Below are 23711 nucleotides of genomic sequence, written 5' to 3'. Positions count from 1 at the left end.
ACAAAACTCTGGGCTTAGAGAACCATCTCTTAGGTCTGACACTATCCTTTTCTGTAGTTTACCCCGCTTGAAATCTTGTCCGCATCCGTTTAACGCTCATTTCTTTAGGATTTACTTCTTTCAGCATTCTTTCTATGTAGGTTCAACTTTTTACTATTTATAGGTCAAGGAGGCTCTTCCATGAAGAAAAAAGAGATGGTGGCCATGTTATTGGCAGGAGGACAAGGTAAAAGGTTGAAGTCGCTGACCAAGTCACTTGCCAAGCCTGCCGTTTATTTTGGCGGTACGTACCGGATTATTGACTTCCCGTTAAGCAACTGTTCCAATTCGGGAATCGATACAGTCGGAGTATTGACACAGTATGAGCCACTAGTACTCCATTCGTATATCGGAGTTGGCAGTGATTGGGATTTGAGCCGCAAGAATGGCGGAGTATTCGTGCTGCCACCGCATGAACGGGAGAATGGTAGCAGTTGGTACCGGGGAACTGCAGATGCGATTTACCGAAATCTTAAATTTGTTGATCAATTTGATCCGGAACATGTACTTATATTATCTGGAGACCATATTTACAAAATGGACTATAACGCGATGCTCCAGTACCACAAGGCCAGAGAAGCGGATTGCACGATCTCGGTCATTGATGTGCCGCTGGAGGATGCGAGCCGGTTTGGTATATTGAATACGAATGAAGATTTGAAAATCTATGAATTCGATGAGAAGCCTGCGAAGCCCAAGAGTACTCTGGCCTCCATGGGTGTATATATCTTCAAATGGGACGTTCTGCGGAAATATTTGCTGGGTGACGGAGAGAATCCTGAATCCTCCCATGACTTCGGCAAAGACATTATCCCTACGATGCTGGATGACGGCAATTCCCTTTTTGCGTATCCGTTCGAAGGATATTGGAGAGACGTAGGTACGGTAGACAGCCTGTGGGAAGCCAATATGGATCTGCTGTCGGATAATCCTCCACTTAACCTGAACGATCCGTCATGGCGGATCTATACCCGGAACCCGAACCAGCCCGCTCAATATGTGGCCCCTGAAGCCAAGGTTTCGAGCTGCATTATTAATGAAGGGTGCATTGTCCATGGGGAGATCAAGCATTCAGTGCTCTTTTATGGCGTAGAGGTAGGCGAAGGCAGTGTAATCACGGATTCTGTAATTATGCCTAAGGTCAAAATCGGTAAGAATGTGAAGATTCACCGGGCCATCATCAGCGAAAATACGGTGATTGAGGATTATATGGATATTGGCAGTGAGCGGGAGAATGAGGACGAAATCCTGCTGATTGACCGTAAAAGTAAGAAGAAAAAGCCGGTTCCAGCCAAAACCATATAACCAATAGAGGACGGGGGATTTTCAATGAAGCAACTCATGGGTGTTATCAATCTTGACCATGAACTGGATAAACTAAATGAACTGACCTACTTCCGCTGCGGCGCTGCCGTTCCTTTCGCCAGCCGTTACCGGCTGATTGATTTTGTGCTATCTAATATGATGCGGGCCGAACTAGAGAGCGTAGGACTGTTCGTCCGCCGTAAATACCGCTCCCTGATGGACCATCTGGGTGACGGCAAATCGTGGGATATGAACCGCAAGCACGGGGGACTATTTATATTGCCTCCGGACTGGAATGATCCGACGGATACTTCGCTTGGGGATTTACAACATTTTCATAACAATCTCGATTTCTTCAAACGTGCATCGGCCAAATATATCGTCTTCTCCGGCACGCAGCATATCAATACAATCGATATTGAGGATCTGTACCGCTACCATCTGGAGAGAGGGGCAGATGTAACGGTCGTCTACAAGAAGATTGATGAGCTTCAACCGGAACATGGACTGTGCCAGCGCATCGAGGTGGATGAGGATAATAACGTTACAAATATCCATCATGAAAAAGATCATCACAATGTGTACATGGATATCTTTATTATGGAGAAGTCCTTATTTCTGGAACAAGTTAAATATTGCATCGCCCATGGAGAAAGCTTCTTTTTCCGTGATGCTATCCAGAAGAACCGCCACAAATTTAAAATCGCCGGCTACGAATATACAGGCTACCATGCTGTGATTAACTCGCTGGAGAGCTACTACAAGAACAGTCTGGAGCTACTGGAGCAGGAGAATTATTTCAGTCTTTTCCGGGAAAATCCGGTGCAGACCAAGATCAAATACGAAGCCCCAACCCGTTATCTGGAAAGCGCGGATGTCAGTAATTCACTTGTGGCCAATGGCTGCATCATTGCAGGAACCGTGGAGAACAGCGTGATTTTCCGCGGAGTGCAGGTACGTAAGGGTGCACGGATCGTGAACTCTGTTATTATGCAGAAATGCATCATCGAAGAAAATGCCGTTATCGAGAATGTGATTATGGATAAGGACGTTCAGCTCAGCCCTGGCCGCATCCTTGTCGGTGATCATAAACGGCCGTTCGTCATCGCCAAGAGCAGTAAAATATAAAAACAGGTCGACTGATCTGTACAACACCCATGATGTGAGGAGGAACCTGCTGTTGTTCAACGATAAAGAGACATTCAAACAAGCGTTCCGTGCCAGACTGATAGGCACATTGGGCAAGCCGATGGAAGAAGCCTCGAATGCAGATATTTATAAAATCCTGGGCAACATGATCCGTGAGAGTGCCGGCAAGAACTGGGTCGATACCAATATGACTTACAGGGCAGATAAGGATAAGCAGGTTTATTACTTTTCCATGGAATTTCTAATCGGCAGGCTGCTTGGCAACAATCTGCTGAACATGGGTGTACTGGAGGTCGTTAAAGAAGGCTTGGCTGATCTTGGTCTTGATCTTCGCGATGTGGAGGAAGAGGAAGCTGATGCAGGTCTTGGCAATGGGGGCCTTGGCCGTCTGGCCGCCTGCTTCCTGGACTCATTGGCTTCCCTGCAATATGCAGGACACGGCTGTGGTATACGTTACAAGTACGGCTTATTCGAGCAGAAGATCGTTGACGGGTATCAGGTGGAACTGCCCGATTATTGGCTTCAGAAGGATAACGTATGGGAAGTGCGCCGTGAAGACAAACAGGTTGAAGTGAAGTTTTGGGGCCATGTAGACAGCTATCAGAAGGATGGGCGTCTGGTATTCGAACATAAGGATTATGAGGCCATACGTGCGGTCCCTTATGATGTGCCGGTTATCGGAGCGGATCACAAACATGTGAATACCCTGCGGAACTGGAGTGCTGAATCCATTACCCAGCCAAGCAAAACCTTTGGTGCACGGGGTGGAACGGACTACCACAAGTTTCTGGAGTATAAAAGATCAGTAGAATCCATCTCCGAATTTCTGTATCCGGATGATTCGCATTATGAAGGCAAGCTGCTTCGTTTGAAGCAGCAGTATTTCCTCTGTAGCGCGGGCCTGCAAAGTATTCTGCGTACCTTTGATAAGCTGGGACTGCCGTACGAACAGCTGCCTGACAAAGTAGCGCTGCATATTAACGATACACATCCGACACTGGTTATTCCTGAACTGATGCGTATTCTGATGGACCAGAAGGGTCTGGACTGGGATGAAGCATGGAGTCTGACTACCCGAATGGTCTCATATACCAATCATACGATTCTTAGTGAGGCGCTTGAGAAATGGCCGGGGCAAATGGTGCGGGAGCTGCTGCCACGGATTTACCTGATCATTGATGAGATCAACACCCGTTTCTGCGCGGAGCTGATGGAGCGTTATCCGGATGATCATGACAAGATTGCACAGATGGCGATTATTTATGACGATCAGGTCAAAATGGCGCATCTGGCAATTGTCGGCAGCTACAGTGTGAACGGCGTTGCCGCCCTGCATACGGAAATCCTGCAAAAGCGGGAAATGAAGCTGTTCAATGAAATGTATCCGGGGCGCTTCAATAACAAAACCAATGGTATTACCCACCGGCGTTGGCTCATGCATGCGAATCCCGAACTGACCGGACTCGTTAACGAGGCTATTGGTACGCGCTGGATTACGCATCCGCAGGAAATGATCGGCTTGATCAAATACTGTGAGGATGCTTCCTTTCAGGAGAAGGTAGCCGGAATTAAACGTCAGAATAAGCTGCGGCTCGCCGAGTTTATCAGCAGCAAGCATGGCGAGAAAGTAGACCCGGATTCCATCTTTGATGTGCATGTGAAGAGGCTGCATGGTTATAAACGCCAGCTTCTGAACATTCTTCATATCATGCATCTGTACAATCAAATCAAGGCGAATCCATCGATGGATATGGTGCCGCGTACGTTCATCTTCGGTGCCAAGGCTGCACCAAGCTATCACTTGGCCAAACGGACGATCAAGCTGATTAATACGGTCGCTGATCTGGTGAATAAGGATCCGGATGTCAAAGGGAAAGTGCGTATATTCTTCCTGGAGAACTATTCGGTATCCCTCGCCGAGAAGATTATTCCTGCCGCTGATGTCAGCGAACAGATTTCAACGGCCAGCAAGGAAGCATCCGGTACCGGGAATATGAAGTTTATGATGAATGGCGCCCTGACCATCGGCACGATGGATGGGGCTAATGTCGAAATGCATGAAATGGTCGGCGATAACAACATGTTCCTGTTCGGGCTTCGTGCGGAGCAGGTGCTGGATTACTATCAGTACGGCGGATATTATGCCCGGGATATTTATAACGGGGATAGCCGGGTGAAGGAAGTGCTGGACCAACTGGTCATGCCGGGTCCAATCTGCTGCCATACCCAGGAATTCGAACAAATCTATCATTCCCTGCTGGACCATAATGACGAGTTCTTCGTATTGAAGGACTTCGCCAGCTATGTGGAGACGCATGTGGAGATTGACCGGGCTTACCGCAACCAGAAGGAATGGCTCAAGAAATCAATTATTAATATCGGTCACTCCGGTAAATTCTCCAGTGACAACACCATCAGCCGGTATGCTTCGGAAATTTGGAACATCCATCCGGTCAGAGTGTAGCTATAAGCGAGACAAGCTTATCTGGTCCATGTTAAAAGTTAATAAAAAACGGCTGTGCCACCCTGGAAGGGAGGTACAGCCGTTTTTGTATTTCGCCGGATTAGATAACTTCAGAAATGATAGCGGCGAATCGTTCGAGGAACCGGCGTTCTTCATCGTCGAAACGATGCTTCAGCGGACTATCGATGTCCAGTACACCAAGCAACTGATCATTTTTAATCAAGGGAACTACAATTTCGCTGTTCGATGCGGCATCGCAGGCAATATGGCCTGGAAAAGCATGCACATCTCCTACGACCAAGGTACGGCGCTCGGTAGCTGCTGTCCCGCAGACACCTTTGTTCAGAGGGATGCGGATACAGGCAGGGAGTCCCTGAAAGGGTCCCAGCACGAGCTCCTTGCCGTCGAATAAATAGAAGCCGGCCCAATTGGTATCGGGCAAAGAATGCTTCAGCAGTGCGGAAGCATTGGCCAAATTGGCCACGGAGCTCGGCTCATCGTGTATAAGTGCTGTAAGCTGGTTCAGAACAATTTCGAAACGTTCATGGCGTGTGCCGTCATAAGGCATGGCCTGAAACATGGAGATCACCTTCCTATACCTTGAGTCAGTAATAACTGTAATTTACAACATAGTACAGCTGACCGGGTACGTCAAGCATCAACGATAATTTGCCAAATTCAGTTGGATAACGTTCAATGTTTCCAGCTTCCTGCCAAAGGGTAATGATAACATAAATACCACAGGCATATAGCCGGAAGGAGTGACATATGCGAGCGGATGTCCAGAATTTATTCATAGGATTTCACATGCTCTATTTTGCTCATGAGAGAAACCTGATGGTTATGGAAATACAACCTGAATTAGAGAAACTTGGATACCGTGTAGGCGAGCGGGAAGTGAAACAGGAGCTGGAGCGGCTGACTCAGGAGAACTTCCTCACGGCCCATGGAGACGCGTACAGTATCACCGGTACCGGAATAGAGGAGTTCAAAGCAATTCAGTCGAAGCTGCAACTGCTAAGTTCTGAGGTCCTTAAACCATTCCAAACATCGGGGATTTCTAAATAGCTAATTAATTCTTGCAGTGCTTTTTTTGAACTTAACTTTATCTTTGTATTTTTACGAGAAACGGTGCCGTCTTATTTAGGGCGACACTGTTTTTTATGCCGATTTTTACCAGGCGTCTTCATTAAGCTGATTATTTAGAGTAATCTATAACTATTAGTGAAAGGAGTGGGCGATTTGTATGTGAGCAATGGGGAACTGCCGATATTAACCGGTACCAACTTGATGCTGAGGCCCATGTCATTGGAGGATGCGGCGCCGCTTTTTCAGTGCTGGTCCCATCCCGAAGTCGCCCATTGGCTGGGAGTCCCTCAGCTGAACTCCGTGGATGATGCCCGTGAGCTTATCAGATGGCTGCTGCAAATGGCCCAGGAGGAAGATAGTCTGCGTTGGAGTATTGTTCTTCCGGGCGGACAGGTTATCGGCAGTTGCGGATATAACAGTTGGCAGCTGCGTGGAGCCTTTCGGGGTGAAATTGGCTGTGAGCTGCTGCCGGACTTCTGGGGCAGAGGATTTATGCGGGAATCCCTCACCCTTGTGCTGGACTATGGATTTAGAATCATGGAATTGAACCGGCTGGAAGCCGTATGCCATCCTAGTAATGTCCGGGGAGCTTGGTTATTTACCGCGCTTGGATTTCAGCGTGAGGGTGTATTACGGGAGTACCGCCATACCGAAACCGGATTTCAGGATGCTGTAATGTACTCGCTGCTGAGCCGGGATTGGTTAACAATCAACCGTTAGTAGAGGAGATCAGGAACATTGACGTCTATGGGGGAAAGAGACCGAAAGCTAATTTTAACCGGAGTACTGCTGGCTACCTTTTTGGCGGCTATTGAAGGAACCGTAACTGGTCCGGCGGGTCCCGCAATTGCGGGGGATTTCGAGGGCATCCAGTGGCTTAGCTGGATCTTTACGGCATATCTTCTGGCGATGGCAGTGACTACACCGATATTTGGGAAGCTAAGCGATCTATTCGGCCGCAGGCCTATATTTATTGGCGGTGCAGTTGTATTTTTAACCGGCTCGCTGCTGTGCGGAGTTTCACAGAGCATGGGGCAACTAATTCTGTTCCGCGCAGTGCAAGGGCTGGGTGCCGGTGCGCTTATTCCGATGACATTTACGATTATCGGAGATATTTACAGCATTAAAGAACGGGCCAAGACCCAGGGTATGTTAAGCTCTGTCTGGGGCATTTCATCCCTAGTAGGTCCGCTGCTGGGCGGATATGTGGTCGATTATCTAAGCTGGCGCTGGGTGTTCGTCTTTAATTTGCCCTTTGGACTGCTATCCATTGCCTTTATTGCCCGCTATCTGAAGGAAGAGAAGCTGTACCGCAAGGCCAGTATCGACATCTACGGTGTAATGCTGTTCGCCGCAGGCATGGGCGCATTGTTGTATGCGTTGACCACAGGAGGGAACGATCTTCCTTGGGGCTCCCCGCTGCTTCTGTCTATACTGGCTGGTGCACTGTTGTTGCTCATCGTATTCATTGCCGTGGAACGCCGGGTCCCGGAACCGATGCTACCGCTTGGATTGTTCTCTGTCCGCAATATCGCAGTTTCTACCGGCACCAATCTATTGGTAAGCACATTAATTATCGGATTGTCTACATATGTCCCCCTATGGGTGCAAGGCGTATCAGGCAAAAGCGCGACATTGTCCGGTCTGCTGCTCGCACCGATGTCGGTAGGCTGGATGTTCGGTTCCGTGGCAGGGGGTAAGATGATATTGCGGTCGGGAGCCCGCAGAACTGCCATGCTCGGACTCTCCTTGATCTGCGCCGGGGCTGTGGGATTGGCTTTCTTTACGGAGTCTTCCGCCGAGCTTCTCCTGCTTTTCCTGATGCTTCTTTGCGGAATCGGCTTCGGTTGTGCCTCTACAGTATTCACGATCATTGCCCAATCCTCGGTTGGGCACGAGCTCCGGGGATCGTCGACTGCGCTGAATACCTTCACGCGCTCCCTGGGGCAGACGATCGGAGTCGCTATATTCGGCTCGTGGCTGAATCTGAATATGAGCAAAATGCTGGGAGACAAGGCGCAGTATGCTGCGTCGGGAGATGATATTAATAAACTGCTGAGTCCGGGGAATGCAGGAGATCTGCCTGACGCGGTTCTTGTCAGCCTTCATGGAGCACTCAAAGGTGGACTGCATGCGCTGTTCGTCCTAATGGCAGTGCTTGCTGTTCTCTCGTTTCTTGTATCTTGGGGCCTGCGGAGCACGGTGCCGTCTACTTCCGAGCATGAAGGTCTGGCCTTGAAGAAGGCATAAATTACACCTATAGGACAGTAATCTCACTCTTAGGCATTCAATGCTATACGGCCAGCCTGAACATACAAAAGCCCGACCGGCAACCCGGTCGGGCTTTTAGAATGATTATTTGCGTGGTAACGGGGAGAGCTTCTCTGCCTGCAGGCCCATCTTTTTCAGCAGGATGATCATTTGTTCCTTCTCTTCATCGTTAAGTCCGCTAAAAGCCAAGTGAAGGCGCTCTGAATATTTCGGGTACAGCTCATTCATCAGATCCTCGCCTGCTCTGGTCAACTCCGCGAAGATAACCCGGCGGTCGCTAGGGCAAGGCTTGCGTTGCAAATATCCGCGTTCTTCAAGTTTGTCGATTACGTAAGTCACGTTACCGCTTTGAAGAAGCAGCTTGGCACCGATCTGTTGGATCGGCTGCGGTCCTTTGTAATACAGTACTTCCATTACGGCGAAAGCTGTCGGATTGAAACCTTCGATCTTGCTGCCGGTTACGGCATGTTCATTGATGCTTTTGAAAGACTTGGCAAACACCCGGTACAAATGCAATGTCAGTTGAGTATCGCGTTCATAGGATTGTATCATGATTCTCCACCTTTATGTTTAATCGTGTGAAAGCTCACACGGTTAGTAATCAAAAATCTCTAATAACTTTACAATACGTCAAACAAAGGAAGAAGAACATGTGATTTGTCACAATGAGCAACTTTTAATTATTAAAAATCAAACAATTATTTATAAAAAGTAAAAAAATAGCGTACTTCCAGCTTCGGTCCCTGTACCGAGCGCAATTTCAGCCTCTGGCTGAGGGTCTATTTCCACCCGGGGACGGATGAACGACTGTTTCTTCTGCATTACTATGATCTACATAAGGTATGAAGAGACAGGAGAGTGGCCGAGAAATGGAAAATAATCAAAGTGTGGTGCAGGAACCCGGATTGACTGCTAACAGACCCTTTATTCTGCTGATTGCGGCACAGCTCATATCCAACGTTGGAGATTGGCTGCATATTTTGGCTTTGCTGACGATGGTCGGCCTGAAATGGAATGCTACGCCATGGGAGATTACAGCGGTGTCCTTATGTATGGCTGTGCCGATGCTACTCGGCGGACCGTTCGCAGGATATTTAAGTGACCGCTTTAACCGCAAGGCAATCATGATCGGCTCCGATCTGCTGCGGGCAGGTGTAGTGGCCTGTCTGGTCTTCGCCGGATCGCTCGGTGAGGTCTATGCGCTGCTGCTGGTCAAAGGAATACTGGATGTACTGTTCTCTCCGGCCAAAAGCGGGAAGATCAAGGAAATCGTACCTGCCTCTCAAATGGATACCGCAATGGGGCTCAGCTCTTCCATTGAGCAAGTGACCAAGATTATAGGCCCGGCGCTCGGGGGGCTCCTGGTTGCAAACTTCGGCATCTGGGCATGTTATTTGATTGATTCAGGAAGTTACCTGATTTCTGCGGTGATTTTGCTCGCGCTCCCTCGGAGTTCTAAGAAGACGCTTCAAATAAATCAGGCGGCGGAAAAAACGGCACACCGTCCCTTCCGCCAGGAGATGGCAGAAGGCCTGCGAATCATTGCAAGTATGCCGGCGATCCTGACAGGCATTGCGATGCTGGTCGGTGTGCTGCTGGTGCTGCAAATCGCCGATTCTCAGATTGTAACGTTGTTCCGGGAGATTCCCGGAGTCGATGGGAACCTTCTCGGCTGGTGTGTCGCCGCGAGCGGTCTTGGAACGTTATTCTCCGCGCTGCTTGTCAGTAAGCTGAAAGGAGGAAGTCGTCCGCTGATCTTTATGGGGATCGGGGCTGTGCTGATGGGAGCTGTATTTGCGGCTGCCGGGATGGTTACCTCTTATGTGGAGGCGGGAATGCTGATGTATATCGCATTGTTCGGATCGTTCCTGCTGGCAGGAGCGGGCGCAGGGTTGGCGTTTATTCCTTTCCAATCCATGCTGCAGCAGCGGACGCCAGAGGCCTATACCGGCAGAGTATTCGGGACGGTAGGCAGCCTTACCAGTGCAGCGGTCATCTTAGGACCTGTTGCCGGGGGCGCTTTGGTAACGGCATCCGGGCCAATAGCAGCTTTTATTTTATCAGGTATCGGTACGCTGCTGATGGGGGCGGTCTTGTTAACCGTGCGTGTCCGGATAGAGCGGATGGATGAGGCAGCTTTACTAGCTCAGCAAGCAGCGTAAGGGTCAGATTAGTAAATCAGACTCTGCGTCACATGTAGAATAACGCCTGATAAGGATAATTCCTGACCTGTCGCACTACCGCCTCCTATGAGAAGATCAGAAGCGAGAAGCACCTTGGTGCTGATTCTTCTCCTGAAGGAGGTATAAGGATGAACGTACTCTGCAAAACCATAGCTTACACTTTGCTGCTGGGTGTTATCGTCTCGGGATGTACAAGCGAAAAACCCGGTGACAACAAGGCGACCGTACCAGCAAGTCCCGTAAACTCACCAAGTCCTACAAGTACATCAAGTTCCGTAAACTCACCAAGTCCGGCGAGTGAACCGGTGAATACACAGAACGCTACGGCTTCATCATCGATCCAAACGATTACGTTTCACAGTGTTTCCCTGGACCGGGACATGAGATTTAACATCTACCTGCCGGAAGGGTACAGCGAGGAGAGGAAGTATCCGGTTCTGTACCTGATCCATGGGCTGGGCAGCACAGAGACGATGTGGATGCCTGATCTGGGGATGAACGAAACGGCGGATCAGCTGATTGCCGGGGGCAAGATCAAGCCGCTCATTATGGTGACACCTCAGATAGACCACAGCTTCGGCTTTAATTCCGGCATCAAAGGCTATTACAGCGACTACATATCCAAAGATCTCGTAACATTCGTTGATAACCATTTCAGCACCGATGTTTCAAGGGACAGCCGTTACATCGGGGGGTTATCCATGGGCGGCTGGGCTGCTCTCCATAATGCTTTTATCCATCCTGAAGTATTCAGCAAGGCTGGCGGGCATAGTCCGGCACTCTGGCTGGATGATTGGACGAATGCTCCGGAAGAGCATTACACATTATATCCTTCAGAGGAGGCTCGGCAGCTAAGGGATCCCATCCGCCTGGCGGCCACGGAAGATTTGCAGGGGATGAAGATCTATCTGGATTGCGGAGACAGGGATAACAACAAATTCTATGAGGGAACGGAGAAGCTGTACAAGGCGCTGCAGGCGAGAAATATTCCGGTAGAATATCATGCTTTTCCGGGTGGGCATGATGATGCTTACTGGAAAGCGCATGAAAGTGATTATCTGCTTTTTTATGCCGGAATGTAATGGAATGCTACCTGATTAAGATAGGCCTTCCCTTGTCGGGAAGGTCTGTTATAATTTCTAAAGGTAGTGTAAAGAGATTAGGAGATGGAGAGCAATGGAAGAGAAAGTGGAAGGACAGCGTCATCTGGAGGTGCCTGGCAATAAAGAAGAAATCGTACTGGACGTTTCCATCGAGGAGGCAGGGTATGAGGCAGGCGATCCCCGGATTTTCGATATTTCGTTTCAAGTGAGACGCGGAGAGCTGCTTGGCCTGATTGGACCCAATGGTGCAGGGAAGAGCACGACGATTAAGACGATGCTAGGTCTGCTTAAGCATGCCAAGGCCAAAGTGCAGCTGGGTGGAGAAAGTAAATCATATGCTTATGTTCCGGAGCAACCGGTGTTCTATGAAGATCTGACACTATGGGAACATCTTGATTTGGCTGCAGCCGCGTATGGGTTGGAGTATAAGCAGTTCCAGGAGACCGCGGAACGCCTGCTGAAGCAGTTTAAGATGCAGGATGTGCGGGATGATCTTCCGGCGGGCTTCTCCAAAGGTATGAAACAGAAGATGATGCTGATGCTCGGCTTCCTGGTGCAGCCTGATGTATATATTGTAGATGAACCTTTTATCGGGCTTGACCCCCGTGCAACCAAAGATTTTCTACGCCTTCTGGAGGCAGAACGAAAGCGCGGAGCGGGAGTGCTGATGTCCACGCATGTTCTGGATACCGCGGAGAAGATATGTGACCAGTTTGTGCTGATTTCCGGTGGCCAGGTTGCGGCTTCCGGTACACTGGAAGGCATTCGCGCGCATGCGGGTCTGCCGGAGGCGTCGCTCTTTGATTGCTTCGACGAATTAACATGAGTATGAAGACATCAACTTATGCTTTCCCGTCACCGGCAAGTCTCTTCCGGAGACGGCTGTTCTCGCATTGGCGTGAGCAATCCGCCATTATCCGTACGGCTGCAGACTGGACGGTTCTGCTCTACCTGATCATCCCGGGTGGACTGCTCGGCGGACGGTTCTACTACGGATTCTGGAAGGATCCCCTTCCCGGATGGTTCGATGTGCTTCCCTTTGGTCTTGTGACGGCATTATTGCTAATTTTGATCAATACAGGCGGGGTAGTGCTGCTGCTTCAGGAAGGAGATCTGATGTTTCTGAGGCAGCGGCAGAAATGGACTGATACCATACTCTTTCGGGGTCTAATCTATAGCCTGATCGTGACCTCTTTGAAGATTGCCGCCGTATATGCCGTGTTGCTTCCTTTCCTGATACGGGGGTTTGGACTGGCAGGCGGGGATGCTCTTTCATTATTACTTTTGACACTGGCTTGCGGCTGTTGCCTGAAGCTTCTTGGACATCTGGTAAGAGTGCAGTGGCAGGGCTGGCGCCGCTGGCTCCGGCTGATCCCGGCAATCTCTCTGCCTTCTGCGGTTTATGTTCGGGTTGCCCTGCTATGGGATACCCATCCGGTACTGGTATGGGCCGTTACCGCCGTCTTCATTGCCACAACTGCAGTGGCTATACTTTATCGTCTGCGCCTGCGGGGAACCTTTATCAATGATGTGAAGGAGGACTACAAGCAACGGATGAGAATTGCCGGCTTGCTGCTCCGCGGTGTATTGGATAAACCGCGTCCAACAAGATACCGCCCGTGGATATTCCGCAAATCACAGCCGCTGTTGTCGTCTACGCTTCCTGAAAGCAGGCTTTCTGCTGCTTCCATTAAAGCGCTTGTGCGTAATCCTGGACATTTGAAGCTATATCTTCAATTCACAGGTGTTTCGCTGGTTGCCATTTTCATTGTACCGGCTTTCCTGAAGTGGATTCTCTTTATAGTATTGGCTTCTCTGATGTCCTGGTGGCTGACGTCCTTCTGGTTGCTCTTCGTGAATGATGAATATATCGGTATTCTTCCATTCAGCAAAGATCAAAAGGCGGAAGCTGGCGCCCGGACCATCCCCTATCTGATATCACCGTTCTCGGTTATATGCTCAGCCGTAGTCTGCATTTCACTATATGAATGGTGGGGGCTAGTGCTGTTTATTCCTTTAGGCGTGGCCGGAGGTTTTATGATATCCAGGCTTTTCAGCGCCATGCGTCTTGGCAGATAACCGGATGAAGTAGACCGTCATTCTTCCGAAAAAGAAACCAGCGATTCTCCCATCATGGGAGTACCGCTGGTTTTTTGTCTTTTAAGATACTTCAGTTTCGGCACTATATCTGGCTGCTTCTTGTCTCAGCGGCGTGCTTACCGGCGGTATATCCGGTAGAGAAAGCGGCAGTTATGTTATACCCACCGGTGTAGCCGTGAATGTCCAGAATTTCTCCACAGAAAAAGAGGCCTGGCATAAGCTTCGACTGCATCGTTCCGGGATCCACTTCTTTAAGGTTGACACCGCCGCCGGTGACAAATGCTTCAGCAAGAGAGCGGGTGCCGTGCACGTGAATCGGCATGCGTTTGAGAATGCCGGCTAGTGCAGCAATGCTGTTCTTCGGAAGATGATGCCCTGTGATATCTCCATCAAGTTCAACTTTTGCAAGCAGCAGAGGGATCATACGCTCAGGCAATAATCCCTTAAGTGAATTACGGATAGCCTTCTTAGGTTCTGCATCCAGCTTGTCCTGAAGCTGCTTCTCCACTTCCTGAAGATTCAGATCAGAGAACAAGTCGAGTGACATTTGAACGTCTTCACTTCCCGATTTGCGCTGAACCTGGCGCAGGAACTGGCTGCAGCGCAGTGCAATCGGCCCGGAGAGCCCGAAATGGGTGAAGATCATATCCCCGCGATGGGAGATGACCTTTTTACCTTTGGGATTCCAGACAGTGAGGGTGACATCACGCAATGATAATCCTTGCAGTTCACCGGACTGTATCCATGGTTCCCGTGAAAGAATCGGCACTTCAGTCGGAAATAGCTCCGTGATGGTATGTCCCGCCTGTTCAGCCCAAGGGTAGCCGTCACCGGTAGAGCCGGTCTGTGGTACGGACTTGCCTCCGGTAGCGATAATTACGGCAGAGGAGGTTAGCTTTTTCCCGGACCCCAGCAGTACTCCGCGCACCGAACCATTCTCATACAGTACCTCGCGGACTGGACTTTCCGTCATAATCTGCACACCCAGGCTTCTTACCTTGCTGATCAAAGTCGAAACGACACTCGATGCTTTATCGGTAACGGGGAACATTCGCCCGTTGTCTTCTTCTTTCAAGGCAATGCCTAATCCCTCGAAAAAAGATATAATATCCCGGTTGTCGAAATGCCCGAAGGCACTGTACAGAAAACGTCCGTTTCCCGGAATATGTGAGATTAGATCAGAGGTTTCTTTTATATTGGTAACATTGCAGCGGCCACCGCCCGAGATTCCCAGCTTCCGGCCGAGCTTGGAGCCTTTATCCACCAGCAGAACTGAAGCCCCATGCTCTGCTGCGGCAACACTGGCCATTAGCCCCGAGGGACCGCCGCCAATAACGATTACATCATAGTTGTTCATGTTCGTGCTCCTTTGCATCTTTAAAGAGAGAAAAGTTTCATTACCTCTATCGGCATCATACCATTACAGGGAGCGGGGCGCCAAACTTATAGACATGAGGGTTGTCGTTGTAAGAAATCAACGGGTGTGCTTTAATCTTTACATAAAGGAGAATTTGTCCAGCTCGGGGTGTGATTTCTATTATTACTGCGATTAAGGATATTCTACTTCAAGTATCGGCAGCTTGGTTTTTTGTTGTATTGTTTCAGTGGAGACTTGGATTAAGCTATATGACACGAAGGGACGGAAGATTTCCGGATGATCAGACAGTTTTAATCTTGGGTTGCGGGCTTAGTGTAGTACTGTGCTCCATTTTATCGACAACGCTTTTTGGGGGAACGTATATTAACCTAGCTATATTACCGGCTTATATCGGTATCCTCTATGGAAGCTACCGTTCGGCAACAGCTATTGCTGTATTGTTTTTCCTATGCATTGCATTTTTCTCCCCTCAGCCAGGAGCAAGTAACCTGTTGTTGAATTCAGGTCTGCTGATTTACCCGATGCTGTTTGGTTTGAATGCCCCTTTTAAGAAAGCTACATGGATGGAGAAAATAGGCATGCTGTGGATGACCCTTATTCCAAGTATGCTATTGCTTGAGATTTTCTCCTTCGTAGAAGAGGGCGATTCCTATTGCTCAACTCCGAGCGAAATGATGACCATAGCCATTTACCGGTTCTCTGCAGTCATACTAGGTGCAACATTAATCTACTACATAGAAACAGCTTGGGACAAGCTGCATACCAAAATACAAATGGACAAAATATCTAAAGAATTCCAATGGGAGGCGGATAAACTCCAGCAGATTACTCACGTTATTCCATTAAGTATAGTATCGCTGGATGAGAACGGTATCATAACCGGACTTAATGAGCAAATGGTGGATCTGATAGGCACTCACAAGCCCATTTACACCAAAAATGATATTTTGGGCAGACCGCTCAGCCTTTTTTTGTACCCTAAGGATGAGGAGTTTGTTCAGCAGCTGGCAGAAAGTATCCGGAATAAGAAACGTTCGGTTATACGAGTCAGCTGTCAGTCGAAAAGTTATCATGTATATACGTCTCCATTGTTACATAGAGGCTCAGGTCTGCCCGCAGGAATGTTGCTCATGGTTCAGGACATGACCGAAGAGGAGAAAATGCGCAGCGAGCTGGATAATGTCGAACGGTTGACACTGGTGGGACAGATGGCTGCAGGAATAACGCATGAGATCCGCAATCCGATGGCGGTTGTAAGAGGTTTTATGCAACTGATGAGGGAGAAAAGCCCTTCCAGCCTTGACTCGTATTACCAAATTGTACTGGAAGAGCTGGATCGGGCTAATAGCATTATTAACGACTTCCTGTCACTGGCGCAAAGTCGGATATCGCAGCAGGAGAAGGTGCTCTTGGATCATATTATTGATGATCTGGGCCCGCTGCTCTGGGCCGATGCCAATCTTCGGGGACAAAGCGTTGAAATCAAACTTGCCCCGGATCTTCCGGAGCTACTGTTAAATGTAAGAGAAATCAAGCAACTGATTCTAAATATGGGCCGCAACGGCATGGAGGCCATGGGTCCCAAGGGTGTGCTGACAATCGAAACACGACATATACCGAATGTTGTGGAACTAATTGTAAGAGATACTGGTGTGGGGATCTCTGCGCTTCAAAGAGAGAAATTGTTTGTGCCTTTTTTCACAACCAAAAATCAGGGAACAGGACTTGGACTCTCCCTTTGTCTTAGCATTGTTGAGCGGCACAACGGGAAGATTATCGTTAATTCAGAGGAAGGTAAAGGAACTGAATTTATTATTTCATTTCCATGTATTCAGGAAGAGTTACTGACCCATGTTATTGGTGAGTGAGTGCAGCCCCATACTCTTGCTTTCACAGAGTATGAATGTATAATTAAGTTAGTAAGTGCTGCTGTTAACTAAACTGATAAATGGGTAAAGGAGAGTGCAGGAATAATGTCCATGTCTTTTAATCAATATATGAGAGATTCAATTCAACCGATGCGCGATGATCTGACAAGCATTGGATTCCAGGAGCTGATTACTCCAGAAGAGGTGGAGGCTGCTCTCCCGACTGCAAAGGGAACAGCGCTTGTAGTAGTGAATTCCGTATGTGGCTGTGCTGCAGGGCAATGTCGTCCTGGAGTAGCCGAGGCGCTGCAAAATGAGATTACACCGGACCATTTGTTCACGGTGTTTGCAGGTCAGGAGAAGGAAGCTACGGCCAAAGCACGCGAATACTTCGCACCGTACCCGCCGTCTTCACCATCGATTGCTCTGATGAAGGATGGGGAATTAATCCACTTCATTGAACGCCATGGAGTTGAGAATCGTTCGGCTGCTGAAATTGCTGCTGAGCTGAAGGAAGTATTCAATCGATTTTGCCAATAATGTCTGTTAGGCATACGATCCCGCAGCATTCGGTAACCCGGGTGTCTGTGGGATTTTTGAAAATATAAGATGCTTAAGAACATTTCAGACTGATGAAACGAGGTGTGGTGTGTGAGCTTGCAAGAGGAAATTATTGCTGCCCTAGGCGTTAAGCCAGCCATTGATGTTGAGGCAGAAGTACGGAAGAGAGTCGATTTCTTAAAGGCGTATGTATTGCAGGCCGGGGCAAAGGGATTGCTTATTGCCATCAGCGGCGGTGTAGATAGTGCGGTTGCAACAGGTCTGTGCAAGTGGGCAACGGACGAGCTGTCAGCAGAGGAAGGCAAAGAGTATATTACACTTGGCGTATTCCAGCCATATGGCGTTCAAGAGGATATCGAACACAGTTATGCTGTAGCCAAAGCCTTTGAGCTGAGCCATACCGTAGAGACGAATATTGAAGAAGCTGTCAATGAGATTGCCCTTGAAGTGGAACACGGCCTTAAGGCGCTGGGACAGCACCGTCATATGACGCATCAGGGCAAAGGTAACATTAAAGCGAGAACACGCATGGTGATGCAATATGCGCTCTCTTTTGAGAACAATCTTCTGGTTGTAGGAACCGATCATGCTTCGGAAGCCATTACCGGATTCTATACCAAATGGGGTGACGGTGCCGTAGATATTACACCGCTGACTTCACTTAATAAACGTCAGGTCCGTCAACTCGCCGCTTATCTGGGAGTGCCGGCGGATATTGTGACCAAAGCGCCGACAGCAGGTCTATGGCCCGGTCAGACCGATGAAACAGAGCTCGGGATTACATATGATGATAACAGTGACTATCTGGAAGGTAAGCAGATCAGCCCTGAAGTGGCTGAGAAGCTCGAAAGCTTCTACCGGAGAACCGCGCATAAGCGGAACGTTATCCCGGGTATCTAATCTGCCGATCCTTCATAGAACACTGTAGGGCAGGTTGTGCTACAGAATAAATAAACCGCCGGGAATAGTCTGCTGTTACAGCAGGAGTATCCCGGCGGTTTTTGTTGGAGATTAATAGTTGTTAGATGTAGTGTGAGCCAGAGCGTAGTGTCTGATCAATGAAATCACGGGTTTCTGCAATTGCCCGGTCCAGCTCTGGAGTAGCGCCGTCAAAAGGATGGACAGAACCGAAGGTATGGTTGCCGCCGGCGATTTGAACCCAGGATACATCAGGTCTGACCGCGATCAGCTGCTCCGAGCCCTTTCGCAGACCCGGGCTGTCCAGAGTTCCTTGAATAAGGACCAGCGGAAACCGGGAGTTTTCCATTCTTTTAAGAATATTATATCGCTCCTTCTGCTGATCGAGATCCTCCAGGATAATAGCATCTAGGGGCATTTGCTGGCCGGTTCGGCCGTTAAGCACATAGGCGCGGCCCTTTTCTTTCATCTCCTGCTTTTGTTCATCGGTGAACAAATCGAGGTTGGTTATGCCGTTCCAGGAGATCACTCCAGACAGTTCATCCGAATGTTCCAGGGCATATAGAAGACAGTCTCCTGCCCCTCGGCTGTGGCCGAGCAGGAAGAGTGGAAGTCCACCAAACTTGGGATGCTGGCTGAGGTAAGAGAGAAGAATCTCCAGATCTTTGAGCTCCCGCTTGTATGTATTCCGTGCGAATTTATCCAGTTCGGTAAAGTTCTGAAGATCCTCTCCGATTCCGGCATGAGAGAAGTTAAAGGTAATGACTTCATGCTCGCTGCAGAGGGAAGCTGCAGTGTAGGGAAACATTCCCCAATCCTTGAAGCCCTTGTAACCGTGTGCAATGACAATTAGACTCTTGGCTTTGCTTTGAGCGGGGAAGTGGGAGCAGCGCAGTATAGCATCCGTTCCGGCGGGTATTTCAAAATTGCGATTCATCGGAGGTCCCCTTTCTTATATGGAAAATGATTTATCGAGGTGTGGTTATGTCACTGGCGGGATAGACTTCCACATTGATTTCTTTTAAGATAGCAGGAAGTATCTGATATAACTACAAACCTGTAGTGCTAGTATACCATTTATATTGAAGTTTCAGGGATAACTACCGAGAGGAGTGTAAAAGTTTGATATACGGGATTGGACACGATGTGCTGCAAATCGAAAGAGTCTCTGCCTTAATGTCAGGCGTACTCCGCGATAAATTTATTGCCCGCGTACTGACGCCCCGGGAGATCATGCTTGGCGAACTCCGGGAACGGCGGCTGGCGGAGTATGTGGCAGGACGCTTTTCGGCCAAAGAAGCTATTGTTAAAGCACTGGGTTGCGGAATCGGACTTAAAGTAGGCTTCACCGATATCGAAATTCTACCGGATGACCAAGGCAAGCCGGAGGTGCAGTTAACCCCTGAGGCCTGGACCCGTTTGAATCTGCCGGAAGGCCGGTCCTACCGGATTCATCTTACGATCACACATGACCGGGATTTGGCCTCGGCCTTCGCGGTTGTGGAGCAAGAGTAGCAACAGTCACTGAAGTGTTTGTGAGATGCGGTGAAGATAAAGAAACCTACAGGGATCAAGGAGTGTACTTATGACGCAGCAAGAGCAGCAGGATCAACAAGAATCAAAAGCCTATTTCAGCCGTCATTTGCTGGAGTGGTACCGGGAGCAGAAACGTGATCTGCCGTGGCGCCGCCACCGGAATCCTTATTATATCTGGGTTTCTGAGATCATGCTCCAACAGACAAGGGTGGATACGGCCATCCCTTATTTCCACCGTTTTATCGAGCGCTTTCCAACGGTGGAGGCACTGGCAGATGCTCCGGAGGAAGATGTGCTTAAGTGCTGGGAAGGGCTGGGCTACTATTCGCGTGCCCGTAATTTGCAGCAGGCTGCCAGACAGGTGAAGGAACAATATGGAGGGAAGGTGCCGGATGACCGCGATGCGGTGTTCGGTTTAAAAGGGGTTGGCCCTTATACGGCAGGAGCTATCCTCAGCATTGCCTTTAACCGCCCGGAACCGGCAGTTGACGGGAATGTGATGCGGGTGTTGTCCCGCTATTTTTTGATCGAAGATGATATTGCCAAAGGGCCTACGCGGGTAAAGATGGAGCGGTTGGCCGCAGAGCTGATCCCAGAGGGAGAAGCCTCTCACTTTAACCAGGCGCTGATGGAGCTTGGTGCACTGATCTGCACCCCGAAATCACCCCGCTGCCTGATTTGCCCGGTGTTGGAGCATTGCACCGGGCGGCTTGCGGGCTGCGAGACCTCGCTGCCCGTGAAGACCAAGGCTAAGCCGCCGCGCCCGGAAGAGCGGCTTGCCGCCCTGGTGGAGGGCCGCGGTGCCCACGCGGGCCGGGTGCTCATCCGGCAGCGGCCATCCAGCGGGCTCCTGGCCCGCATGTGGGAGCTGCCGCATTGGCCTGCGGCGCCTGAAGCGGGCGCCGCTGTGGATGCGCGGCCGGAAGGAGCCGCCGCGCTGGACCGGCTGCGCCGGTCGCTGGTACAGGCCGGGATTCCCGCCCGGCCTGAGGAGCACTGGATGGCTGCTGAGCATACGTTCAGCCATATCGTGTGGACCCTGCAGGTCTACCGCTGCAGGGAAGAGGAGGCCTCTCCGCTGCCGCTGGCGGCGGAAGGCCGGAGCGCCTATGGCCCTGAAGTCGGGCTCTTCGAAGGCGGAGAAGAGAATCCGGCGGACCGCGGTGCGATACGCTGGATCACGCGGGAGGACATGGCAGGGTACGCGTTTCCCAATGTGTTTTTGAAGCTGCTGAACAGCTACTTTGATGAGCAGGAAGAACTGGGGCGGTAATCCGCATACAACAGTTACCAAGCCGGTGTAAGCCATATAAACGCCCTGAACAGTTAAGGAGCTTTACTATTCATAGGTTGAATAACCTGCGGGAGATTAGCGGGGGATGTTTGTCCGTTCAAGGCCAGCATTGTGCCGATAAACGAATAAAGGGTATGCAGGCTGCCATTTGCATGGCTGCCCGCATACCCTTTTAATTAGCAAACCCTTTATTATTTCGCGCCTTCGTAACGTTTGCCGACTTCTTCCCAGTTCACTACATTCCAGAACGCCTTGATATAGTCCGGACGTTTGTTTTGGTAGTTAAGGTAGTAAGCATGCTCCCATACATCCAAACCGAGGAGTGGTGTTGCTCCTTCACTGATTGGGCTGTCTTGGTTAGGTGTGCTGGTAACAGCAAGCTTGCCGTCTTTGATCACAAGCCATGCCCAGCCGCTGCCGAAGCGAGTAGTTGCTGCCACAGCGAAATCTTCCTTGAACTTGTCGAAGCCGCCAAGCTCGCTGTCGATTGCTTCTGCGAGTGCCCCGGATGGAGCACCGCCGCCGTTCGGACCGATAACTTCCCAGAAGAGGGTGTGGTTGGCGTGGCCGCCGCCGTTGTTGCGTACTGCGGTGCGGATGCCCTCAGGTACTGCATTCAAATCACTCAGAAGCTCTTCGATGCTTTTGTCCTGCAGTTCGGGTGCCTTTTCCAATGCGGCGTTCAGGTTAGTCACATAAGCGTTATGGTGTCGGTCATGATGAATCTCCATCGTTAAAGCGTCGATGTGTGGTTCGAGTGCGTTGTTCGGATAAGGTAGTGATGGTAATTGAAATGCCATGGAAAAATCCCTCCTGAATTTAGTTAATTTTTTAAAGGTTATTCCAATATAACCTATTGGATATGTAACCATGCTGCTACTATCATTAAACCGTATCTGGAACATTATTGCAACATTAAACAAACTAAAACGTTTGTAAAGTCCTTGGTCCCGAATGAAGCGCAGTCAATTGTAAAGGGAGTGTCAACATTTCAAGATATCCCTTTTTACCATAATTTATGCATACCGCTGCCTTGAAAATGAAAACGTTACACATTGTTCAATGAAAACGGTTCATATCAAGCGCTTACAAAAGAATTAACGTGATATCACGAGAAAAGTGTGCTTTAATAGATTTAAAAGCAGGTATTCCTGGTTTTTTGATGCTTTTTCGTCTCCGTAAGTGTTATGGGAACCCCTTCTTTTTGTAAAATCATAAGCCATAGAAAAGGGAGATTTTAAAGAATGCACGTTCGTTCCTTTCAATTAAGCGACGTTAGTCCAGTGACTGAACTGCTGCAGAACGCATTATCGGAAGAATGTTTCGAAAGTACCATGGAGCCTTTCTCCAGGCAGCTGTCTTGGGACTCAGATTTAATTGTAGTTGCTGAGGAAGAAGGGGAAATCGTCGGAGCCTTAATTGGCACGATTGAAAAGAACCATGGCTGTTACTTCCGGATTGCTGTTCATCCCGATTATCAGCGCAGAGGAATTGGCAGAAGCCTCGTGAATGCGATGGAGAGCAGGTTCCAGGCTCGTAAGGTTAGCGGTATATTCGTTGCCGTTGATGAGCATAGCGCCTCCGTTCTTCCACTGTATGAAGCTATGGGGTATGGCGAGGATCAAATTTTTAAGTCCGTTCGTAAGCTTAGTATTGTTGGTTAGTCGACCTGCGGAAGCGGAATCATTTGGAAAAATAGAGATTACTAGTGACTGTACAGTCTGTTTCATTATACTAAAGCATATCTTCCTGTTGCCGTTGCAAATGGCGTGAAGATATGCTTTTCTATTGTTATACGCTGTTAATACTAATGCGATAAGAAGGTGAAACATGAACGAAGGTATTCAAGTCGAAGACTTGCGCAGTCGGAAGGATAAGTACAGATCTTCTAGAACCCGTTCTACAGCTGCCAGGAAATGGATGATGGAGATGAGAGATTGGATTATCACTGCGGCTGTCGTATTTGCCATCATGTCCGTACTTAATATATTTGTATTTAATATCTCTACTGTGAAAGGACAGTCCATGCAGCCTACCTTATGGGAAGGCGAGAAACTGTTCATAAATAAGATTACATTATCGTTCGCCAATCCCAGGCGTGAGGAAGTTATTGTTCTTCATGATCCGAGCACTGGTGTGGGGCGGAAAGAGTTTCTGGTCAAGAGAGTCATCGGGATTCCCGGGGATACGATTGAGGTCCGGGATCATAAGCTGTACGTGAATGGTCAACTAAAGGTCGAGTCTTACATCGATACGGAAATTGAAGACTCCGACTTTGCACCTTTAATTGTAGAGAACGGGAGTTATTTCGTGATGGGAGATAACCGCCACGCTGGTGAGAGCAAGGACAGCCGTTATTTCGGATCAGTCGCTCAGGAGTTAATTGTAGGTAAAGCGGTATACATCTGGTGGCCGTTTTCGAAGATGAATTCACTATGAAGTACTAGAAAAGG

General features: G+C 49.2%; 22 protein-coding genes. 17 read left to right on the top strand and 5 right to left on the bottom strand.

Going from position 1 to position 23711, the window contains the following annotated elements:
- Positions 1–180 precede the first annotated feature (180 nt).
- The 3 genes from ACAN55_RS02715 to ACAN55_RS02705 are packed head-to-tail and all read left to right on the top strand — an operon-like array spanning position 181 to position 4957.
- On the top strand, positions 181–1344 hold the full coding sequence (locus ACAN55_RS02715; protein WP_379127759.1) for a glucose-1-phosphate adenylyltransferase: 1164 nt from the start codon (positions 181–183) through the stop codon (positions 1342–1344).
- 24 nt (positions 1345–1368) lie between these two features.
- The gene (gene glgD / locus ACAN55_RS02710) at positions 1369–2472 is read left to right on the top strand and encodes a glucose-1-phosphate adenylyltransferase subunit GlgD (protein WP_379127756.1); all 1104 of its coding nucleotides are present in this window, start codon (positions 1369–1371) and stop codon (positions 2470–2472) included.
- A gap of 52 nt (positions 2473–2524) precedes the next feature.
- A complete protein-coding gene (locus ACAN55_RS02705) occupies positions 2525–4957 on the top strand; it encodes a glycogen/starch/alpha-glucan phosphorylase (RefSeq protein ID WP_379127753.1) in 2433 nt (810 codons plus the stop codon).
- A gap of 100 nt (positions 4958–5057) precedes the next feature.
- Here ACAN55_RS02705 and ACAN55_RS02700 read toward each other — a convergent pair whose 3' ends face one another.
- Positions 5058–5537, bottom strand: a complete 480-nt coding sequence (locus ACAN55_RS02700) for a GAF domain-containing protein (RefSeq protein ID WP_379127750.1) — start codon at positions 5535–5537, stop codon at positions 5058–5060.
- Between the two features lie 188 nt (positions 5538–5725).
- Between ACAN55_RS02700 and ACAN55_RS02695 the strand changes: the two genes are divergently transcribed.
- The 3 genes from ACAN55_RS02695 (at position 5726) to ACAN55_RS02685 (ending at position 8296) form a co-directional block, all read left to right on the top strand.
- The gene (locus ACAN55_RS02695; RefSeq protein WP_379127747.1) at positions 5726–6025 is read left to right on the top strand and encodes a hypothetical protein; all 300 of its coding nucleotides are present in this window, start codon (positions 5726–5728) and stop codon (positions 6023–6025) included.
- Positions 6026–6205: 180 nt separating this feature from the next.
- Positions 6206–6766 carry a GNAT family N-acetyltransferase gene (locus ACAN55_RS02690; protein WP_379128677.1) on the top strand — a complete coding sequence of 187 codons (561 nt, stop codon included), beginning with the start codon at positions 6206–6208 and terminating at the stop codon, positions 6764–6766.
- A gap of 27 nt (positions 6767–6793) precedes the next feature.
- The gene (locus ACAN55_RS02685) at positions 6794–8296 is read left to right on the top strand and encodes an MDR family MFS transporter (protein WP_379128674.1); all 1503 of its coding nucleotides are present in this window, start codon (positions 6794–6796) and stop codon (positions 8294–8296) included.
- 105 nt (positions 8297–8401) lie between these two features.
- On the opposite strand, the gene ACAN55_RS02680 is transcribed toward ACAN55_RS02685, so the two are convergent.
- Entirely contained in the window at positions 8402–8869 is a 468-nt protein-coding gene (locus tag ACAN55_RS02680) for a MarR family winged helix-turn-helix transcriptional regulator (protein ID WP_379127744.1), read from the bottom strand.
- Between the two features lie 317 nt (positions 8870–9186).
- Between ACAN55_RS02680 and ACAN55_RS02675 the strand changes: the two genes are divergently transcribed.
- From ACAN55_RS02675 to ACAN55_RS02660, 4 genes are all read left to right on the top strand, one after another.
- A complete protein-coding gene (locus tag ACAN55_RS02675; RefSeq protein WP_379127741.1) occupies positions 9187–10479 on the top strand; it encodes an MFS transporter in 1293 nt (430 codons plus the stop codon).
- Positions 10480–10628: 149 nt separating this feature from the next.
- On the top strand, positions 10629–11582 hold the full coding sequence (locus tag ACAN55_RS02670; protein WP_379127739.1) for an alpha/beta hydrolase: 954 nt from the start codon (positions 10629–10631) through the stop codon (positions 11580–11582).
- Positions 11583–11676: 94 nt separating this feature from the next.
- Positions 11677–12429, top strand: coding sequence for an ABC transporter ATP-binding protein (locus tag ACAN55_RS02665; RefSeq protein WP_379127737.1), 753 nt, complete (start codon positions 11677–11679; stop codon positions 12427–12429).
- The gene (locus ACAN55_RS02660) at positions 12426–13682 is read left to right on the top strand and encodes an ABC transporter permease (protein ID WP_379127733.1); all 1257 of its coding nucleotides are present in this window, start codon (positions 12426–12428) and stop codon (positions 13680–13682) included. Before ACAN55_RS02665 ends, ACAN55_RS02660 begins: the two co-directional genes overlap by 4 nt.
- Before the next feature lie 103 nt (positions 13683–13785).
- Here ACAN55_RS02660 and ACAN55_RS02655 read toward each other — a convergent pair whose 3' ends face one another.
- On the bottom strand, positions 13786–15060 hold the full coding sequence (locus ACAN55_RS02655; RefSeq protein ID WP_379127730.1) for a BaiN/RdsA family NAD(P)/FAD-dependent oxidoreductase: 1275 nt from the start codon (positions 15058–15060) through the stop codon (positions 13786–13788).
- A gap of 170 nt (positions 15061–15230) precedes the next feature.
- On the opposite strand from ACAN55_RS02655, the gene ACAN55_RS02650 reads away from it, so the two are divergent.
- The 3 genes from ACAN55_RS02650 to nadE all read left to right on the top strand — a co-directional run bounded on the left by ACAN55_RS02650 (position 15231) and on the right by nadE (position 18410).
- Positions 15231–16949: a two-component system sensor histidine kinase NtrB gene (locus tag ACAN55_RS02650; protein WP_379127728.1), complete on the top strand. Its 1719-nt coding sequence runs from the start codon at positions 15231–15233 to the stop codon at positions 16947–16949.
- A gap of 105 nt (positions 16950–17054) precedes the next feature.
- Positions 17055–17489, top strand: coding sequence for a BrxA/BrxB family bacilliredoxin (locus ACAN55_RS02645; RefSeq protein ID WP_379127725.1), 435 nt, complete (start codon positions 17055–17057; stop codon positions 17487–17489).
- Positions 17490–17600: 111 nt separating this feature from the next.
- Complete coding sequence (nadE, locus tag ACAN55_RS02640; RefSeq protein ID WP_379127722.1) at positions 17601–18410, top strand: NAD(+) synthase; 810 nt, start codon at positions 17601–17603, stop codon at positions 18408–18410.
- A 121-nt stretch (positions 18411–18531) separates the two neighbouring features.
- Here the strand turns inward: nadE and ACAN55_RS02635 are convergent, their stop codons facing one another.
- On the bottom strand, positions 18532–19365 hold the full coding sequence (locus ACAN55_RS02635; RefSeq protein WP_379127719.1) for an alpha/beta hydrolase family protein: 834 nt from the start codon (positions 19363–19365) through the stop codon (positions 18532–18534).
- A gap of 185 nt (positions 19366–19550) precedes the next feature.
- On the opposite strand from ACAN55_RS02635, the gene acpS reads away from it, so the two are divergent.
- On the top strand, positions 19551–19943 hold the full coding sequence (gene acpS / locus ACAN55_RS02630; RefSeq protein WP_379127716.1) for a holo-ACP synthase: 393 nt from the start codon (positions 19551–19553) through the stop codon (positions 19941–19943).
- A 70-nt stretch (positions 19944–20013) separates the two neighbouring features.
- A complete protein-coding gene (gene mutY, locus ACAN55_RS02625; protein ID WP_379127713.1) occupies positions 20014–21237 on the top strand; it encodes an A/G-specific adenine glycosylase in 1224 nt (407 codons plus the stop codon).
- Between the two features lie 212 nt (positions 21238–21449).
- Here mutY and ACAN55_RS02620 read toward each other — a convergent pair whose 3' ends face one another.
- Complete coding sequence (locus tag ACAN55_RS02620; protein ID WP_379127710.1) at positions 21450–22058, bottom strand: superoxide dismutase; 609 nt, start codon at positions 22056–22058, stop codon at positions 21450–21452.
- 444 nt (positions 22059–22502) lie between these two features.
- Between ACAN55_RS02620 and ACAN55_RS02615 the strand changes: the two genes are divergently transcribed.
- Complete coding sequence (locus ACAN55_RS02615; protein ID WP_379127707.1) at positions 22503–22922, top strand: GNAT family N-acetyltransferase; 420 nt, start codon at positions 22503–22505, stop codon at positions 22920–22922.
- Positions 22923–23088: 166 nt separating this feature from the next.
- Complete coding sequence (lepB, locus tag ACAN55_RS02610; protein ID WP_379127703.1) at positions 23089–23697, top strand: signal peptidase I; 609 nt, start codon at positions 23089–23091, stop codon at positions 23695–23697.
- Positions 23698–23711 lie beyond the last annotated feature (14 nt).

The organism is Paenibacillus oryziterrae (assembly GCF_042610485.1).
Taxonomy (GTDB): domain Bacteria; phylum Bacillota; class Bacilli; order Paenibacillales; family Paenibacillaceae; genus Paenibacillus_AQ.
The sequence above is the reverse complement of the archived record's forward strand: the minus strand, read 5'-3'. Positions and strand labels throughout refer to the sequence as shown.